This is a genomic window from Magnetococcales bacterium (assembly GCA_015228935.1).
Taxonomy (GTDB): Bacteria; Pseudomonadota; Magnetococcia; order Magnetococcales; family DC0425bin3; genus HA3dbin3.
In genome coordinates this window covers 258245-276777 of sequence record JADGCO010000001.1, presented here as the reverse complement: position 1 = coordinate 276777, position 18533 = coordinate 258245, and the positions used below count along the sequence as shown (strand labels likewise).

Here is an 18533-nt window from a genome sequence, read left to right as displayed (position 1 = left end):
GGAAGGGCACAGCCCTTCCTCCTGGACCTCCATCCCAGTTTTTCATTCGTTTTTTCGAAATTAACAAGTTATTAGACAGCCTTTCAGGCAGGATGTTGGCCGGATCGGGCTGTTGCGGCAGCCAAAAACGGGGCCAGATATTGTTGGGCCTGAAGCAGACTCCAGGCCTGACGCCTGGCGAGCTGTTCCAGATCGTCGTGTTCCAGACGCCAGACACCACCAGCCTCCTTGGCCCGCACGATACCCCAGGGAGTTGCCAGGGTCTTGTGGGTGCGGGGCAGGATCAGGCGATCCATGGTGGCAAGGCGAACCCCCAAGGCCGTGGTATGGGACAGAACGATCTGCGCCAGCGTCACCTCCGTCCCCGGCGTCGCCACCACCTCGATGCGAACCCCGGGACGCCCTTTTTTCATGGTCATGGGTATAAGGGCCACATCCAGGGCACCGGCACTCAACAAACGGTCCCACAAGGAACCATACCATTCGGGATTCATGTCATCCACATGGCTGGACAACACGACCACCTGTTCCCGCTGCAAGGGTGACAGGCTCTCAGCCGGCTCGTCTTCCTGGGCCAGGATGCGCAACACATTCGGACGCCCCGGCAGTTCCCGGCTGCCTGCTCCATACCCCATATGATCGATACGGGTCAACGCCGCAGCACCAAAACGATCCGCCAGGGTGACCAGAATGGCAGCCCCGGTGGGGGTCACCAGTTCGGCTTCCACGGTATCCGGTCTGAGGGGAACATGATGGTCACGCAGCAGCTCTGCCACCGCCGGCACCGGAATGGGCAGCCGGCCATGCTGGCAGAGAACAAACCCGGTGCCGGTCGGAACCGGGGATGAACTGATGTGGGTGATGCCCAACTGCCAGACCGCAACAGCCGCTCCACAAATATCAATAATGGCATCCACCGCCCCCACTTCGTGAAAGTGGATTTCATCCACCGAGGTGCCATGGACGCCGGCTTCCGCACGGGCCAGGGTTGCAAACATGTCGCCGGCCATTTTTTTGACCGGATCCGGCAGCGTGGAGTCGTGAATGATGGCCAGAATGTGGTGCAAACGGCGATGGTGATGGGCGTGGGGGACCTTGACTTCCACATGGGTGCCACGCAACCCGCCCCGTCGGGTTTGGGTCACTTCCAGGGACCAGTCCGGAATTCCCAGGCCGGCCAAAGCCTCCTCCAGACGCTCGCGTGACAAGCCCAGATCAAGGCAGGCTCCCAAAAACATGTTACCGGAAATACCGGCTTCCAAATCCAGATGAATTTTCATGCAGGGTTCCCGGATGGTGTCCAAGTCATGTGACAATTTCCAAAATTACAAACAAAAAAAACGGTAACTGTTCAGCCCCTCCCATTAAAAAAAGTTTGAAAAACAACCCCGTTATTCCGGTTTCCGGGGTGCTGCGACAGGGATGACCCGGTTCAATTTTCCACTCTGAAACCCTTCCAGATCGAGAGACACATATTTGAAGCCGGCCCGGGTCAATTCAGTGACCACTTGTTGGCGCACGTCGGCATCCAGAAAACGCGGCATATCGGCATCCGGCAATTCAATTCTGGCGGTATTGCCCTGTTTGCGCACCCGCAACGTGACAAATCCCATTTTTCTGAGTTTCTCTTCCGCGTCCGCCACCATGCGCAGGGAATCAACCAGGATGGGTTCGCCGTAGGTGATGCGGGAGGAGAGGCAGGGAGATGCCGGTTTGTTCCAGGTCTTGATCCCTTTGTTCCGGGACAACCAGCGAATGTCGCTTTTGCTCAATCCTGCATTCATGATCGGACTGACCACCTTGTATTGCAGTTTCGCCTTCAAGCCCGGGCGATAATCATCCAGGTCATCCGTGGTGCTGCCATCCAGGACCACGGCATACCCTTCCTGCCGGGCAAGCGCGTTCAACTCCTTGAATAAATCGCTTTTGCAAAAAAAACAGCGATCAAATGAATTCTTGACAAAATCCGCATCGTTCATCGAGTTGCTCTCGATGAAACGATGGTTGATCTTCATGTCCTGGATCAAGGCCTTGACATCTTCCAGATCATGGGCCGGCATGGTTGGCGAGCGGGCGGTGACGGCCAGATAGGGAATGCCGGACTCCTGAACAGCGACCACAAGAAAGGAGCTGTCCACACCGCCCGAAAAGGCGATCAGGGCACTTTCCAGGGTGCGGAGTTCATGCAAAAGTTTGTAATATTTATCAAGTATTTTTTGCTGATCTTCCATCATGACAGGTCGTGTCCTCGTCTGTTTCTTTCCCGTTCTTTCCTGAAATTTTTTTGGTAACCGTTCAGCCATCCTCATTAAAAAAAGTTTGAAAAACTGGGATGGAGGTCCAGGAGGAAGCGGCTCTGCCCTTCCTCTTGGCACGGTTTGGGGCGAAGCCCCAACAAAATCTTTCATGTCAAATCCTTTTATTGAAAAGTTCTGAATGGTTGCAAAGTATGTGCGAATCCCGTCCAGACAGAAAAGCCACAATGTGCCGACAAGAGGATGCCTCAGGCAAAGGAAAAACGACAGGATTGAAATTTCCTGCCCCTTGTACGTTGCCGGAGGTTTTGTTATATCTACAGGCAGTGATAGGCGATCCTGGCATCCCGGAACACGGTGCAACTCCGTGACGGTCCCGCCGCTGTAAACGGAGACGCCCGCTGCAAGGGCCAGGCCCAGCCACTTCCGCCAACCATGGCGGGGGGAAGGTCGCAGCGTGGCGGATGATCCGCAAGTCAGAAGACCTGCCAGAATCGATCAGATCGGAATCCAATGGAAAAGGGTTCCGAAGGGCTTGCAGTGCATGCCTTTCGGAACCCTTTTTTTTTGTCAACTCGAAGGAGAACCCCCCATGCAACAAGAGATGCAAAAAAACCGGCAAACCAAAATCAGTCCCCATGCCAACCCGAACCCGAACCAGCCCGTGAAGGCACTCCGCAAAAGCTGCACGGCGGATGGGGTCGGCCTGTCCCATTACATTCTGATGGATGAAAAGGCAAAATAATGACCACGACGGCCCATTCCCCGGTTGGTCATGCCCCTTCGGCAGGCCGTTTTTGCAACACAGGCAATGGGCCGTCGCTCATTCCCCTGGATATCGAACATCCCACCTGGATGGCCGTGCTGGGACCCGAGACGGCATTCTGGTCCCTGGTCCAAAAAGACCGACTGGCCGAGGTTCTTGGCAAGCCGGAACTCCTCGGCAGTGCCTATCAGGCTCAACGTCAGGATTTTCAGAAGGAAATGGACCTGTTGCGGTTTGGTCTGCAACCGTCGGCCGTCTATTTCAATGCCACGGACCGCTGCAACCTGGATTGTACCTACTGCTACATTCCGGGAGAGCTGCGACGCAATGGTGCCCACATGTCCGCTGAGCGGCTGTTGCAGGCCATGGCCATCCTGAAAAAATATTTCGCCACCACCATGGGCGAAAAGACCCGCAAGCCGCGCATCATTTTTCACGGTGCGGAACCCCTGTTGAATCGGGCGGCCATTTTTCCCGGTATCGATGCCTTCCGGGAAGATTTTCAATTCGGTCTCCAGACCAACAGCACCCTGCTCGATGATGCGGCCATTGAGTTTCTCACCTCCCGGGGGGTCAGCATCGGCCTGTCCCTGGACGGTCCCGAAGCCGAGGTGACCGACCGCACGCGCACGGCATGGAATGGCGGCAGTGTCCATGCGGCGGTGTTGCAATCCCTGGAACGACTCGCCGGCTATCCGGCCCTGAGCGTCATCACCACAGTGACGGCAACCAATCTGGACCGTCTGGTCGAACTGGTTGATTTATTGCACGGCCTGAAGGTGCCGGCCTGCCTGCTCAATCCGGTGCGGTGTACCCTGCCGGGAGCCAGAACCATCAAACCCGACGACCAGGCCCTGGCCGACGCCCTGCTCGCCGCCCTGGAACGGTCGCACACCCTCTATCGTGCCACCGGACACAAACTCGTGGTGGCCAACTATGCCAATATTTTACTCGCCATCCTCGCCCCCACGGCCCGGCGGCTCATGTGCGACATTTCACCCTGCGGTGGCGGACGGGCCTTTTTTGCCGTGGCCGCCGGTGGCGACATGTTTCCGTGCAGCGAATTTATTGGCCTCGACCACTTCCGGGGTGGTAACCTGTTCCAGGATGATATCGCTGCGGTCTTGCAGACGGAACCCTTTCGGCTCGTGACCCGGCGCGATGTGGAAAAGTTCGCCCCGTGTAACACCTGTGCCATCCGGCACTATTGTGGCTCTCCCTGCCCCGCCGAGGCCCATGAAATGCACGGGGCCATGGAAAAAACCGGGGCGTTCTGCGGCCTTTATGAAGAACTGGTCCGCCATGCCTTCCGGGTCATTGCCGATGGGCGGGAAAATGATTTTCTCTGGAATGAATGGGATGCAGGTGTCACCACCCTTTTTGAGATGTGACTCGGTTGGAACACAGCCATGAGCGGTGATGTTGGATTCTGGGGGTCCAGGATGCGGGGCCGGATTATCTGACACCCGTTGCAACCCGCGTTCTGGGTCAGGCCGATTTGTTGATTGCCGATCAACGGTTCCTGGACATTTATGCCCCGTTGGATGCGGTTTGCAAAATTTCCCTGACAACATCCGACGCTGAATAATGGACACCATATTTTTCCAAAATGTGAACCAAACCAGTCAGGGCATGACCAGCCGTGACGAGGTGTTTTTCCCGATATCCATCGGGCCTTATTTGTTCCAGACCAACATTGGCCATCAATGCGTTGCACAAACAAACTCTTCCAATGGCCGCCTCGACCGTGCCACCCTTGGACAAAAATTTATCCATTGGCTCGGCAGGACACCGGAAACCCATGGTCCCATTTTGGTTCCAATAAGCATGTCGCAAATACCCAAGGTCACAAATTGGTTCTCTCTCCCTTCTTATGGTCTCTTCAGACAGGGAATCGTCCAACTTGACCACCTTGAACGGGAAACCAGTTGGCGAAAGATGAATATCCGTATAAGTATGAACCTTTTTAAATAATATTTGCTGTAAAATCTCCTGCTTCAGGTTGGCAATCAGTCCCGATTCCTGACAAAACGCAAACGCAGTTCCAACTTGAACACCGGTTGCTCCTTCTTCCAAGGCCTGCAAGAGCCTTTGTTTGCTGCCGTATCCTCCCGCCAACCAGAAAGGTTTACCCAGATTTTTGATCGTTTCCAATTGGATCTGGTCTCTATCCCCATAGATTGGTTCGCCTTGAGGTGTGGTTTGCAGACGACCTCTGGGATGGGCATTGTGACCACCGGCGGTGTGATCTTCCAGGATGAATCCGTCAATTTTATCTCCAATCTTGCGGTGGAGAATTTCCGCCAGGGTATGTGATGAAACAACCGGCAAAAAAGCAGGCAAGGCAAGATCAATCTTGATATCCTTTAAAAACTTTCTTGGTGAAAAGGCATAATATCCAGTCTCCTCTTTTGACTTGCCAGGCATGTAAATTGGAATAGCGACACCATCATGTTGTCTTAACCTCTCAATCAGTTCTGGAAAATAAACTGGAATACCAGCCCCCACGATCACGACATCAACACCGGCCAATAGGGCACCATACAAAGAACTTGGTGTGGGAAGTTGGATTTTCTCCATATAATTGATACCTACAGGATTGTGATGTCCTTCTTTGGCAAGGAAGACCTCGACAAAATTTCCCAGCACATTCAACTCCAGAGATTCTGGGGAAGAATCCAAGGTCCATATGGGTGTGGGTGCAAAAGGCTGGTTTGGTTTTTTTCCACCTGATATATAGTATTTCTTTATAACTTTATCAGCCATCCCGGGTATCGGAAAGGCATCCAAGGCTCTGCGAATATCGGTGGATAGATCACCCAGTTGCAGAGAACGGGCAAGGACTGCATCCAAAGCAACTCCCGAAACCACGCCCAACTGTCCCGTCGAAGAGACCGCTTTGGCTAACTGCCAACCTGAAATTCGGACCCCCATACCACCTTGAATGATTTTTGGATAGCAGGAAGAATGAAATGAATTGCCCATGAGTCACACCTTGCGCTGACCTGCTTTAATTATCCTAATAAATGAAGAAACATTCTCTAGACTTTTTCTGCCAACAGGAAAACGATATTTTTTTCATCCTCAGTAAATATATTTACATTTTTGATTTCACAAACATGGATTTCCGCAAGCAGGTCCTGCATAACACCATCGGTACGATAAACCAAATACCAATCCATGCAAGCCTCCATATACCCAACATCAGGTATTTCGGGAACAAAATTTGCTATCAGGACCTTACCTCCCGGTTTCAACATGCTAAACATTTTGGATGTCAATCTTTGTGCCAATCTTTGTTCAAGATAGTCGTATAAGCCAAGAGTATATATAAAATCATAACGCTTGTTATCTTTTGAGGAAAGTATTGATTTAACACTACCATGCATAGGCAGCATTCCAGAACTGGCATAGCGTGACGTAGAATATTCCACAGAATCCTTGTCGCTATCCAAACATTCCCAGCTTGAAAACGACATAACATCAGGACACATCAAATCAACCTCTCTGCAATGGCCACTTGCCACTGATAAAATATCAGCGTTTTTTTTCTGCTTCATAAGCTCAGCAAGCAAATGACTTGCAATTTTTCTCCTGTTTCTGACAGCAAGCGAGGCAGGAGAATTGGATGTGTGCTGGTATATGTCTCTTCCGATGGCACACATTCCTTCTGGCAATATATTATTATCATATATCATATCAATCAAACAGCATCTCCTGCATATCCTCGCGGTTTAGAACGCGCCCGATAAGTAAGAGGGTCCTTCATGAGAATCGTATTGATTGGATGCATGGCACATACATGCTTTATGAAATCTCTCCATTCATAAGTTGTCAGATTTAGTTTTATATTATAAAGTCCAGACATTAATTCACTCATTCCAGCATTAACTTCTCTGTTTAGAATTCTATGCATGGCGGCATCAATAAAAGACATGGTAACCTCAAATTCTTAGCAAATACCAAAGACGGATCTACAGACATCCGTAACAATTCAGAATTATTTCAAAAAGGGAATTTGACATGAAGGACTTTGTTGGGTCTTCTCCCCAAACCCCACCAGGAGGAAGGGCACAGCCCTTCCTCATATACGAACAGGAGTATTACGGCAACTACCCAGGCAGATGTATTGCCAAAGTCAGCGAGAAATTCCCAGTTCCGGCATCGAAATCAACCAGCATGTCACAATCTACAATCACCTTGTGAGAATTTTATATTGTTCTCTCAGGCCCATTTCCCGAGCATCCAATGGACTTATTTTCGATTTATTATCGTCAGTCTTGCCTGGAACACTTTGAGTCTCAACAACAGGAACACCCGTATTTTTGTCTGCAATTTCTCGTTTGACATCTTCTACCTTACTGGCCTTCTTCAGGTCCAACGCTTCAACCAACGCCGCCAACCCACTGTAAAAAGAACATGCCATATGGTAGTCCTGAACATCAAGAATGGCTCTGGACACCGGATAATCGGCATAATCCTTTGAAATCTGGTCACCCCTGATCACAGCTTCTTTGATCTGGCGGTCTTTGCGAATGGCCGATACGATGGCAATTGCCGTCTGCTCATGGAATACCTCCTTACTAACAGCAGTTTGGGTCGCACCTAAAACGCTACTGGCAGCCGAAAGACCAGTTTTAAGGGCTGCGACGCCACTGGCAGTAGACAAAGCGGATGCAAAGGCGTTGGATGTAGATAATCCCAGAGACCACCCCGCAGCATTACCGGTAATTGAAGCTAAATGCTGCTCACAAATAAGGTTCGATGTCCGAAATAGTTCGTCCTGAAGCTGATTCCTCAGACTCTTGCATTTTTTTTCTTCAGACGAAGAGACCGAGTCGCATCCTCGAAATGTTTCATGAAGAGGTTCACCATCTCTGAGAGACACACACTCCATAATTATTGGACTTAAATTTCCAGTACCAAGATTACTTGCAAGATTACTTACAAGTTCCTTTCTTTCTGGAGATAGCTCTTTAAGCCGTTTATCACAATCAGGATTACCATTCATGATTTTCAAAGAACTGCCATATACAAGATCGTCAACTCGCATTTGACTTGAAACAACTCCACACCCTGAAAGAAAAAAGGAAATCATTGGAATGACAACCACATAAAATCGACGAGAAGCCACACCTGAACTACAAATCAAATCCCTGTTTTCCACGATCATCCCCCCTTTTTCGCCTTTGCCTGAGCAATCGTTAAAAATCACCAGATGCATCATGACGTTTCAGAAACCCCCACTATACCCGACCGGAGCAGGATAAACAGCCCCCCCCTGTCAAGGCTTTTCGTGCAGCCACCTGAATTATTTTTTCTCTTGCATAAATCCTTGTTTAACCTTAAAATTTTACTGGTTGGTGTGCGTTTTTGATATGGGCATAAATCATGGCAAAAGGGGGCAGCAGAAATATGAATTTTGTGGGGTATTATGGGTACTGGATGGGGAAAACAGGCACTGGCGTCTGATCGGCATCCAACAACTCGGGGACCGTCTTTTTTCGTGGCATTTCCAGAATGGAGCAGCGGACTTGGATGAGAAAAATCTTTGTGGAAAATTTATAAAACGGCGACTTCCCGGCTTTCTCCTGACGGCCAAAAAGCACCGATTCGGAACAGTCACATGATGCGATTCAACATTTTGTATTTATGTCGTTCCACCATCCGTCTCGTCGTCAAAAACGTCCTGCAATGAGCGTGCATCAATTGCTCGATCTATCCATACATCCAGGGTGTCCAGGCTGGCAACGCGAACCTTTGACTCAACCCATGCGGGCAGGTCGGGAAAACGACGGTGAAGGATTCGGAGTAAAATGGCAGACTCGCCCTCCTGGCGGCCTTGCACCAAGAGATGACCAAATTTTGGCAGAGACGCAAGCTCCTCATCAGGTGTCATGTCCACCATCGATTCGAACCATTCTTTCCCAAGTTGGGCAACGTCCTCGGGGGTAATGCCCCCTATTTCTGGAATATCCAATGCACCTTTCATCAGCAACCTCCACAAGCCGACCATGATTTGTTCAAATGCAACGGAGAGTCTGAACAACCCTGCACGTTTGACTGTCGCGAACGCTTTTTTCCGCTCTTCCTGGCGGCTGGCAAAGCATTTTAACGGAGCCTTCCTGGCGCTGGATCAGGATCAGATCTGCTTTGGGTGGAAGAGAGACGACCTGAACTTCCGAACACACCTCGACGCCAACAGGTTCCAACAGCATTTTCAGCGTTGCGCCAACCAGACAGTGCCAGCAAGTTTTTGTCGCGAGAGCATTCAAGAACGCTTGCACCTCCCTGCCCTGTCATGCGAAAAACAGCAACCATTCGAGATCAAGGGTGCCGATGGCACGTACTGACCCTCCACAACAATGACGCCAAACCAGGCTGGAAACAGCGTCTCAGGTTGTGGATTGTCCAGTATTTCACCCTTGCAGTCCACCAAAATCCGCCAAGGTGGTCCCACCAAAATACCCGAAGGCGGGCCGGACGAGTCAAACTGCAGGGACAGGAGATTTACCGGTTCCCTGTCGGTGGCTGAGAGCAGCCTAATTAAAACGATAAAATGATGCGGTTCAATGCGTTGAGATTACGTCGTTCCGCTGGCTACCTTGTCGCCAAAAATGTCCTGTAACGAGTGCGCATCAATCGCCCGATCTATCCATGCGTCCAGAGTGTCGAGGCTGGCAGCAAGGACCTTAGACTCAACCCAGGTGGGCAGGTCAGAGAAACGACGGCGAAGGATGCGAAGCAGAGTCGTGGCCTCACCTTTCCGTTCACCGATCTGGATGCCTTCCTGGCGGCCTTCCTGAAGCTTCAACTCCAAGTGATGCCCAAACTTTGGCAGGGAAAAAAGTTCTTCATCAGGTGTCAAGTCCACCATCGATTCGAACCACTCTTTCCCAAGTTGGGCAACGTCCTCGGGGGTAATGCCCTCTATTTCTGGAATATCCAATGCACCTTTCATCAGCAACCTCCACAGGCCGACCATGATTCGTTCAAATGCAACAGAGAGTCTGAACAACCCTGCACGTTTGACTGTCGCGAACGCCTTTTTCCGCTCTTCCTGGCGGCTGGCAAAGCATTTCAACGGGGCGTTTCTGGCTTCATCCGCCAGTTCGTTCAGCAAAATCAGACGAATGGTGCCACCCCAACGTGGCCTGCTTTCATAAACACCATCTGGTCCAACGGGTTCAAAGGCAAACCGCTCAAAAAACTCCTTTTGGGGAGTCGTGGAACTGATGATGACGCTCCGCATCTGATGCCGCTCCAGACCGGCAGTTTCCAGGTACAAGGTGTCATATACCGTGATCTGGGACAGAACACCCTCATGCAGGCTTTCGGTGACCTTGATTTCGATCAGAATGTGGTCTGCATCGAGATCCCGCAATCCATCGGCCAGGAACACACGCTGTTCTTCTGTCCAACCGCCATCCTGGCGTTGGATCAGAATCAGGTCTGCCTTCGGCGGAAGAGAAACGACCTGAACTTCCGAACACACCTCGACGCCAACAGGCTCCAACACCATTTTCAGCGTTGCGCCGACCAGACAGTGCCAGCAGGTTTTTGTCGCGAGAGCATTCAAGAACGCTTGCACCTCCCTGCCCTGTCATGCGAAAAACAGCAACCATCCAGGATCGAGGATGCCAATGGCACGTATCGACCCTCCACAATGATGACGCCAAACCAAGCTGGAAACGGAAACAGCGTCTCTGGTTGCGGATTGTCCGGCATTTCGCCCGCGCAGTCCACCAAAATCCGCCAAGGTGGTGCCACCGAGGTATCCGAAGGCGGGCCGAACGAGTCAAACAGCAGGGACAACCGGTATTTCCTGGCATGGGCAAGCCTGACATATCAAACATGGGAGAAGAGTCGTTGTGAAACAAAGGTGTCGTCCGATTGCAGCGTCGCTGGGACTGGGCAATCCCGGACTCATCACCCGGGCCACATGGCGAGCATTGGAACAGGCACCCTGCTGAACGTGCGGCCGGCGTTTTCATTTTTGGTATTTTGTAGAACAATACAATGAACGGTGATTGCTGGATTCTGGGGGTTCAGGATGCGGGACTGGATTGTTTGACTCCTGCTGCGGCTCGTATTCTGGGTCAGGCTGATTTGTTGATTGCCGATCAACGGTTCCTGGACATTTATGCCCCTTTGGCCCCGAGCCACGCCGAACGGCGCTCCCTGACCGGCAAGCTGGCGGAAGTGCCCACCTGGATCCGGCAGGCCCTGGCCCTGGAACAACGGGTGGTCCTCCTGGCCACCGGGGACCCCCTGTGCTTTGGTCTGGGGGGACACCTGTTGCGCCATCTGCCGGCCCATACCTGCAAAATATTGGGTACCGTCTCCACCCTGCAACTGGCCTGCGAACGACTGGGTCTGGTCTGGGGCGGGGCGGTGCGCTTGTCGGTGCATGCCAGGGATTCGGGCGAGTGGCAATCGAACTCCGGACCGGAACATGCCCTGTTCGGCCTGCGTCGTGCCCTCACCCAGACGGCTCCGATCACCCTCCTGACCAGTCCTGCCAACAACCCCGGTCGCATCGCCCGCATGCTCGTCACGCTGGGGTTGGATCCTCTCTGGGAAATGGCCGTGGCCGAACGCCTCGGCCAACCTGAAGAACGCCTCTGCTCCTGGCTTACGCCGGCCACCGCCGCAACCCTCCCGTTTGCCGAACCCAATGTCCTGGTGTTGCGCCGCCCGGTGGCGCCGCAACCCGATCCAACAGCGGCAACACCACCCGTTCCCCTCCTGGGAATACCCGATGCTTTTTTTCATAAACGCACCCCGGAACAGGGATTGATCACCCGGCGGGAAATCCGGGCCGTGGTGCTGGCGTATCTGGGCCTGCAACCCCACAGTCGGGTGTGGGACATCGGGGCCGGTTCCGGTAGTGTCGGCCTGGAAGCCGCCCGTCTCGCGCCGTTCGGATCGGTGCATGCCGTGGAGATGCATCCCGACTGCATCCAGATGATCCAGGAAAATCGGCGCCGGTTGGGCCTGACCAACCATTATTTATCGCATGCCCGGGCACCGGCGGGCCTGGACGCTTGGCCCGATCCACATGCCGTTTTCATCGGCGGTTCCGGAGGTACCCTGGCAGAAATCATCCCCCTCTGCTGGCAGCGTCTGCAACCAGGCGGTCACCTGGTCATGAATTTTGCCACCCTTGAAAACCTGCACACTGGCATGACACTCCTGGATCAACTATCGGCTCCCCGGGAAGTGATCCAGATCCAATTATCCCGCTCAAAAGCCATTGGCAAGATGCACCGTCTGGCCGGAGAAAATCCGGTCTGGATTGTGAGTGCCCACAAGGAAGCTGCACCGTGAACCATGCGTTGGGTATCAACACGAGCGAGGGTCAGGCCATGCATGACCTGGCCACACGTTTGTTTCCCCTGAACCGCAGTTTGACCGGACCAGGTGTGCGGGCCACGTTGGCCATTTTGCAACAGGAGATGCCTGGTCTGGTGATCGAGGCAATTCCATCTGGAACACCTTGTTTTGATTGGATAGTTCCCAGAGAGTGGCACATTCGATCGGCGCGTCTGACGGCACCAGGGGGCGAGGTGGTTGTGGATTTTGCCCACCATAACCTTCATGTCGTGGGTTATTCAATTCCGGTGAACACCACCCTGGATCTGGAAGCCCTGCAACCCCATCTGCACTCGCGTCCGGACCTGCCGGATGCCATCCCCTACATCACTTCCTATTATGCTGAAAATTGGGGATTTTGTTTGCCACATCGGCAGAGGCAGACTCTTCTTCCCGGTCTCTATCATGCCTTTATCGACAGCCAGTTGGAACCAGGCTGCCTCAATTATGCCGAACTGGTGATTCCCGGTCGATCCACCCGCGAAGTTTTGATCTCCACCTACATTTGTCACCCGTCCATGGCCAACAACGAACTGTCCGGACCCGTGGTGGCCACTTATTTGGCCAAATGGGTCATGCAACAGCCACGCAGGTTAACCTATCGATTTGTTTTCATACCTGAAACGATTGGCTCTCTCTGTTATTTGCAGCGCCATCTGCCCCACTTGAAAAACCGGGTTGTAGCAGGGTTCAATATAACCTGTGTAGGGGATGAGGGGGAGTTCAACTATCTGCCCACGCGCCACGGTCAAACCCTGTCGGATCGGGTGGCCCGGCATGTATTGGGTCAGGTGGCTCCCGGTTATCACCGCAAGGATTTTCGTTGGCATCGTGGCAGCGACGAGCGCCAGTACAATGCCCCGGGCATTGATCTGCCCATAGCCACAATCACCCGTTCCATTTTCCATGAATATGCAGAATACCACACATCCCTGGACGATCTTACTCTGGTGACCCAGAACGGATTGTCCGGCTCCCTGGAACTTTATCGATTGTTTCTGACCTGTCTGGAACACAATGGGATGGTTCAGACCATGGTCCTGGGAGAACCGCAGTTGGGTAGGCGGGGGTTGTACCCGAACTTGAGTCGTGGTGGCAAGGTTGGTGAAGAGCTGGACATGCTGCTGAACCTTTTGGCCTATGCGGATGGCAAGACCGATCTGTTGGCCTTGGCGGAGCAGATTGAAGTTCCCCTGTGGTCCCTGCTGCCCATTTGCGATACTCTGATCCGCCAGGGTTTGCTGGCCCTGTCCTTTCCTGATGACGACAACCCTGCAACGGCGTGAATCAATTGACTGTGCATTTTAGGGTCGTGATCCGCACCACCCGCTCTGACACGTTGGCCTATCTGCAAGCCCTGGGCATCCGAATTTTATGGCCGTGATCCGAACCACCCGCTCTGACATGTTGGCCCATCTGCAAACCCTGGGCATCCGTCCCGGGGAACGATTGGTCGTGCATGGCAGCCTGCTGACTTTCGGGTATCTTGAAGGTGGTGCGGCCATGATTCATCACGTTTTGCGCGAATTGCTCGGTCCGGCAGGTACCATCGTGGTACCCACTTATTGTTTTGAGCAGGATGCCGGGATTCCTTATGACCCGGCAACCTGCGTCAGCACTGGCATGGGAGCGTTTTCGGAGTACGTGCGGCTTCTTCCCGGAGCGGTGCGCAGCCGCACGCCGATTCACAATCATGCGGGCGAAGGACCCGACGCCTCTCTCCTGCTGCAACCAAACGGAACCTGTTCCATGGGGCAAGGCTCTGATTTTGAGCTATTGGAACAGGCCGGGTTTCGTCTCCTGCTGCTCGGATGTCGATTTTCTCAGGGTGCCACATTTTTGCATCACCTGGAGGCCTTGCACGGTGTACCCTATCGGCAATGGATTACGCTTGCCCGTTACATCCGGGAGAAAGACGGCACAGTTCAGCCCATCACCTGTCGCTATTACAGCCTGCTCGACAAAGACTTCCTGGAAAATTTTGACCCCGTGGATGCCTGGATGGCAGCAGATGGTAATATGATCACAAGTCGTGCCGCCTATGGTCAAAGTCGGCTCATGAGTCTGACAGCTTTGCAAAGTTGCGTCATGTCCCGACTGGTTCAGGATCCCTTCGCCCTGGTGCGAAAAGCATCGTCACCGTGTCCACCATGTACAGGAGAAACTGCGTGATATTTCATGCAGAGGTTTTCGAAAAGCATCCTGTTTTTTGATGGTCTTTCAGTTTTGCAAGGCCGTCTTGCATGGGGTAGGATACACCCTGGATATGCAAATGTTCTTTTTCTTCCAGAAGCAGGTCGAGATGCAAAAATATTCCCAGACGCCGGACATAATCTTTCGCGGCCTGGAGATCGGCATGATTCAACACTGTTTCCAGGCGCTGAATGGCTGCCTCGCACAATAACCGGTCTTCCGGAATGCCGGGAGGATAAGACCTGGAAATGTGCCGATTCTCTGCGAGAGAGACAAGAAAATTGTCGATTGCCAGATAGTCCATGCAGCCATCCAGCAAATGCTCAATGGCTTGACGCGGCGTGCCAATGGTGGAAATACCATGACGATTAAAACTGGTATTAAGAACCACCGGAAGACCGGTAATGTCTTGAAAATGCCGGATCAGTTCCCAATAGCGGGGATTGTCGTCCCTGCCAACCGTATGAACCCTGGAGGTCAGGTCTTTATGGATGGCTGCCGGAATGGCGTCTTGCCTGTCATGCTGCATGGAAAAGGCAATCTGCATGTATGGAGAGAGGCAGGGATGAGCGACCCATTCAGCCACATGTTCTTCCAGGATGGAGGGGGCATAAGGCATGAACCAATCCCGTTTTTTAAAATACTGGTTGATGCGTTCCTTGGATTGGAGGTTGCGGGGATCCGCCAGGATGGAGCGGGCACCCAGAGAACGCGGCCCCAATTCGGCCCGACCCTGAAACCATCCTACGATTCCCCCTTCGGCAATGAGTTCGGCACAACGCCGTGACAGATCTGCGGGTTCGGAATAGATCATGCGGGACGCTTCCAACAGGGAGCGAATCTCTTCCCCGGTGTAGGAAGGTCCCAAAAAAGGGGTCAGGAAACGATTCACAGGTCGTGTCCCAGGTGTAAACTTATGATGATAAAAGGCTTGACCCAGTGAAAGGCCGGCATCGGAAGCCGCCATGGGGAAAAAATATTCCTGAAACAAGCCGGATTGCACGATCTGGTTGTTCAAGGCAACGTTCTGGAACAGGCCGCCACTCAGAACAATGCGTTGTTGCCGGGTGTGTTGACGCAACCTGGCCAGACAGGCGAGAAAAGCCTCCTGCATGACCTGTTCCCCGGTTTTGGCAATGTCCTGGGGGAGAAATTCTGCGGAACAACGAAACACGTTTGTATCACTTGGATAGTGATGCATGAACCGGTCGCGGAAATAGGCGGATGGATCCAGTTTGGCAAAGTTGATGGCAGTACGTCCATATCTTTGGCGATGAAAGACGACGTCACTGTCTTGGTGAGTCAACAGGGCCTGAAACCGCATGGCGAGTTCGGGAATAAACCGGCCATAGGCGGCCAACCCGCTGGTCTTGCCATTTTCGACGAAACCCAGGGCATCGGAAAGAAAAGCGTGGAACACAGCCAGTCCGACCAGACCCGCATGATCTGCCAGGGTGTGAAATGTGCCGTCTCTGTACTCACCGAACAGGGTGTGACGCCGGTCACCGGCATCACCTCCTCCGTCCATGCACAAAAAGGCACAGGAATCAAAACCCGATGCCATGACAGCGGATGCGGCATGGCCCGACTGGTGGGCGACAAAACGAACATGTTCCTGTAACCAAACTGGAAAGTCGGCTTCCGTGCCATCATAGGCCTTCAAAATCCAGCCAAAAAAATGCAACCAATCTTCCGTGGTCAGTTGACGTGATGGGGTCGGAAAAACCCAGAGATCCACCTGGTGAGGGGCAATACCCAACTGTTTGCAACCCAGCATCAGACTGCGTTCCGGAAACTTGACGGTGCCTTCACTCTTGACCCCGGTCAATTTACCTTCTTCATACGAATAGAATCCTGTAGGTGCCAGGATTGTGGCATTCATGTCATGCTGTTCCTGGACATCGAATGGACACGGGTAAAGGGCGGCAGTAATCATGGTCACGACATTCCTGTGAAAAACAGTTGACCCGAAAAGCATACAACAAGCATTTGCATGGGTTTCAGGGTGTTCAATAATGACGGAATTGTTCCACCAAAGGCTGCATGACGGTCAATGGCGACAGGGCAGGTATTTTGACCATGCTGGTGGTCTGATCGGTTTCGGTACGGGGAATTCTGGAGCAAAAGCATTTGATGTCAGGCATGAAGGACGATACATGCCGGCACAGGGTTTCCCCCGCAGCCTTGGCCACGGCATATTCGGCGAGTTCTTCTACAGGGGTATCCAGGGCAGTGGTGGAAGGGTAGAAACAGCGCAAAGGTTTCTGGACGTTCGTACCCAGTGCCTGCAAAAGACGCAGAAAACCATTGACATAATAGTCGCAGAACAGCGCCAACATTTCCGGATGGAACTCTTTGTTGCCCTGTTTGTTGAAAATTTTCGGCGTGGCAAAGTAGAACACGTGGGTGGGACAAAATCCGATGTTCCTCAATGGCCGGGATAAATCGTCAGATGTGCGCACATCCCATGACAGCCAATGGGCCTTGGCTCCCCAGGCTCGCAGATCGTCCACCACCCTTTGCGCATCATTCTGGCCCTGATGACAGGTTAAAACCACCGCTCCACCACTCCTGGCAACCAGTTTGGCGGTGATCTCTCCCAGACCACGCGAACCACCCACCACCAGCACCTGTTGTCCGGCATAACCATTGGGGTCTACGGCGTCGGGAAGCTCGGCAATCGCTGGCAGTCTGGCAGATGTGGGACGCACAAAGGCGCGTATCCTGCCCTGCACTCCAGGTGCGGCAACAGCCAGGTGAACCATGGAAAATCGCGCATCCTTGCCGGTGACCTTCCAGATCAATGGTCCATGGATCGGGCAAGCGTCGAACGTGAGGGAAAAAAAGGCAAACAGCGAATGCAATCCCGGACAGTGCATGCCGACAATACGCGACAATCCCAGCAAGATGGCGGTTATTCCCGGTCCCAACTCCCTCACCACATCCGGAAATGTTTCTGACACGGATTCCGGCAGTATCAGTTCGCACAGACCAGTCTGGTTGGCAATGGCTGCAAAGTCCAGGTCAACAGCCTCACTTGCTGCTGGCGGCAAAGTTGTCACCGGAGAAAAATCACGGCCTGTGCCTGGTTCAAACCGGTACATCACCTTTGTACAACTGGCATGACCTTGACGAATCTCCAGCACGACCGACGTGTCATCCGCCGAGGTGACCACCACATGGACCTTCTGCTGCAACAACAGGGGAAGATAAAAGTTGGCAGTCAATTGGCTGGGCATGCGCCGGTCCGGGTGCCGGGGGGAGCCGGCAAACCAGGTTTGCAAGGCCAACAAAACCTGATGGATTCCGTGGACCACACAGGCACCAGGCTGGGTACGCCGAGCCATGATCGGGTCCACATGGATCGGGTTGCAATCCCCTGACCAGCGGGCAAAAGCGTGTTGATCTTCCAAACGAAACAGGTATTCCCGACCCGGAATCCTTTCCTTGGGAGCTTCCATGCCGGAGGTCATCTGGTGCCCCCATCAATCAATAAGAGAATCATGTGATACAGTCTCGATGTGATCCAGCAACGAGGCGATGGTACGAAAAGGGGACGTTTCCTGCTGAAGATACTCTTCCCTGAAAATTGTCACCGGCGCACCGAAAAGTTCGGCAAGTCGTTCTTCCAGGCTGACGGCAAAATTGATCAATCCAAGCGAATCAAGAACTCCAGAAGGACCCAAAAGAATCACAGCGGTGGATTTGGCCATCTGCCGATTGACAGGCATGTGTTGATTCCATTCATCAATAGTAGCAAAAACAGCCTGCTGTATCATTTCTCTGGTTATCATACATCGATCCTCTGGCAATATGCGCGGTGTCACCGTACACGATCATCTTGTTGGAACCATCATACTCCATGGCCACGACGACTGCCTTTCTACCGCCACGACGACTGCCTTTCTACCGCCACGACGACTGCCTTTCTACCGCCACGACGC

The 18533-nt window shown here is 52.9% G+C and carries 16 protein-coding genes and 1 riboswitch; of the genes, 5 read left to right on the top strand and 11 right to left on the bottom strand.

All coding sequences use genetic code 11. The features are described from left to right. Positions 1-83 precede the first annotated feature (83 nt). Both larC and larE read right to left on the bottom strand, forming a co-directional pair. Positions 84-1280, bottom strand: coding sequence for a nickel pincer cofactor biosynthesis protein LarC (gene larC / locus HQL65_01275; protein MBF0134843.1), 1197 nt, complete (start codon positions 1278-1280; stop codon positions 84-86). Between the two features lie 111 nt (positions 1281-1391). Next, positions 1392-2234 carry an ATP-dependent sacrificial sulfur transferase LarE gene (gene larE / locus HQL65_01270; protein ID MBF0134842.1) on the bottom strand — a complete coding sequence of 281 codons (843 nt, stop codon included), beginning with the start codon at positions 2232-2234 and terminating at the stop codon, positions 1392-1394. A gap of 325 nt (positions 2235-2559) precedes the next feature. Further along, a riboswitch (cobalamin riboswitch) is annotated at positions 2560-2763 on the top strand. Positions 2764-2859: 96 nt separating this feature from the next. Here larE and cbpA point away from each other — a divergent pair. Together cbpA and cbpB are read left to right on the top strand one after the other, a co-directional pair. Further along, a complete protein-coding gene (cbpA, locus tag HQL65_01265) occupies positions 2860-3000 on the top strand; it encodes a modified peptide precursor CbpA (protein ID MBF0134841.1) in 141 nt (46 codons plus the stop codon). After that, positions 3000-4412: a peptide-modifying radical SAM enzyme CbpB gene (cbpB, locus tag HQL65_01260; protein MBF0134840.1), complete on the top strand. Its 1413-nt coding sequence runs from the start codon at positions 3000-3002 to the stop codon at positions 4410-4412. The genes cbpA and cbpB overlap by 1 nt, the downstream gene beginning before the upstream one ends. Positions 4413-4551: 139 nt before the next feature. On the opposite strand, the gene HQL65_01255 is transcribed toward cbpB, so the two are convergent. The 6 genes from HQL65_01255 to HQL65_01230 form a co-directional block, all read right to left on the bottom strand. Beyond that, positions 4552-6006: a nitronate monooxygenase gene (locus HQL65_01255; protein MBF0134839.1), complete on the bottom strand. Its 1455-nt coding sequence runs from the start codon at positions 6004-6006 to the stop codon at positions 4552-4554. Between the two features lie 56 nt (positions 6007-6062). Further along, the gene (locus HQL65_01250) at positions 6063-6728 is read right to left on the bottom strand and encodes a hypothetical protein (protein ID MBF0134838.1); all 666 of its coding nucleotides are present in this window, start codon (positions 6726-6728) and stop codon (positions 6063-6065) included. Next, complete coding sequence (locus tag HQL65_01245) at positions 6725-6958, bottom strand: hypothetical protein (protein MBF0134837.1); 234 nt, start codon at positions 6956-6958, stop codon at positions 6725-6727. The genes HQL65_01250 and HQL65_01245 overlap by 4 nt, the downstream gene beginning before the upstream one ends. A 258-nt stretch (positions 6959-7216) precedes the next feature. After that, the gene (locus HQL65_01240) at positions 7217-8248 is read right to left on the bottom strand and encodes a hypothetical protein (GenBank protein MBF0134836.1); all 1032 of its coding nucleotides are present in this window, start codon (positions 8246-8248) and stop codon (positions 7217-7219) included. 423 nt (positions 8249-8671) lie between these two features. Continuing rightward, the gene (locus HQL65_01235; protein MBF0134835.1) at positions 8672-9013 is read right to left on the bottom strand and encodes a DUF4351 domain-containing protein; all 342 of its coding nucleotides are present in this window, start codon (positions 9011-9013) and stop codon (positions 8672-8674) included. 591 nt (positions 9014-9604) lie between these two features. Beyond that, a complete protein-coding gene (locus tag HQL65_01230; GenBank protein MBF0134834.1) occupies positions 9605-10600 on the bottom strand; it encodes a hypothetical protein in 996 nt (331 codons plus the stop codon). Positions 10601-11040: 440 nt separating this feature from the next. Between HQL65_01230 and cbiE the strand changes: the two genes are divergently transcribed. The 3 genes from cbiE (at position 11041) to HQL65_01215 (ending at position 14568) form a co-directional block, all read left to right on the top strand. After that, entirely contained in the window at positions 11041-12351 is a 1311-nt protein-coding gene (gene cbiE, locus HQL65_01225) for a precorrin-6y C5,15-methyltransferase (decarboxylating) subunit CbiE (GenBank protein ID MBF0134833.1), read from the top strand. A 38-nt stretch (positions 12352-12389) separates the two neighbouring features. After that, positions 12390-13682 (top strand): DUF4910 domain-containing protein, encoded by a 1293-nt coding sequence (locus HQL65_01220; GenBank protein ID MBF0134832.1) that lies wholly within the window; start codon positions 12390-12392, stop codon positions 13680-13682. Positions 13683-13776: 94 nt separating this feature from the next. Continuing rightward, positions 13777-14568: an AAC(3) family N-acetyltransferase gene (locus tag HQL65_01215; GenBank protein ID MBF0134831.1), complete on the top strand. Its 792-nt coding sequence runs from the start codon at positions 13777-13779 to the stop codon at positions 14566-14568. A 4-nt stretch (positions 14569-14572) separates the two neighbouring features. Here the strand turns inward: HQL65_01215 and HQL65_01210 are convergent, their stop codons facing one another. From HQL65_01210 to HQL65_01200, 3 genes are all read right to left on the bottom strand, one after another. Continuing rightward, positions 14573-16525, bottom strand: a complete 1953-nt coding sequence (locus tag HQL65_01210) for a hypothetical protein (protein MBF0134830.1) — start codon at positions 16523-16525, stop codon at positions 14573-14575. Between the two features lie 73 nt (positions 16526-16598). Beyond that, entirely contained in the window at positions 16599-18050 is a 1452-nt protein-coding gene (locus HQL65_01205) for an SDR family NAD(P)-dependent oxidoreductase (GenBank protein ID MBF0134829.1), read from the bottom strand. Positions 18051-18074: 24 nt separating this feature from the next. After that, on the bottom strand, positions 18075-18383 hold the full coding sequence (locus HQL65_01200; GenBank protein MBF0134828.1) for a hypothetical protein: 309 nt from the start codon (positions 18381-18383) through the stop codon (positions 18075-18077). Positions 18384-18533 lie beyond the last annotated feature (150 nt).